The 293-nt window shown below is 65.9% G+C and carries 1 protein-coding gene; it reads left to right on the top strand.

Features of this window, described 5'->3' with window-relative positions; all coding sequences use genetic code 11:
• On the top strand, positions 1 to 120 hold a 120-nt coding region (locus A2J01_RS37195; protein ID WP_156519280.1), incomplete at its 5' end, for a hypothetical protein.
• Positions 121 to 293: the final 173 nt, after the last annotated feature.

Raw genomic sequence — 293 nt, 5'->3', positions numbered from 1 at the left:
CGCATCGCCCTGCACCTCGCCCTCGAACTGCAACGCCGCGGCGGCGGCATCGGCGCAGCCGCACTCTGCGGCGGCGGCGGACAAGGCGACGCACTCATCGTCCGCGTCCCCAAGGCCTGATTACTTCCTGCTGACCAGACAGGTCGCCGAGCCCTCATCATGCTCGGCGACCTGTCTGTTTCGTGCCGGAGGTTATTGGTGATCGAGCGTCGTCGAGCGGTTACGCAGCAACGTCTCGATCTCCGATCGCCGGTACCTCCGATGCCCGCCAAGCGTTCTCAGAGTGCCGACTT

Source organism: Rhodococcus sp. EPR-134, from assembly GCF_001647205.1.
Taxonomy (GTDB): domain Bacteria; phylum Actinomycetota; class Actinomycetes; order Mycobacteriales; family Mycobacteriaceae; genus Rhodococcus_F; species Rhodococcus_F qingshengii.
Note: the sequence above shows the minus strand (reverse complement) of the source record. Positions and strands in the feature narration are given on the sequence as shown.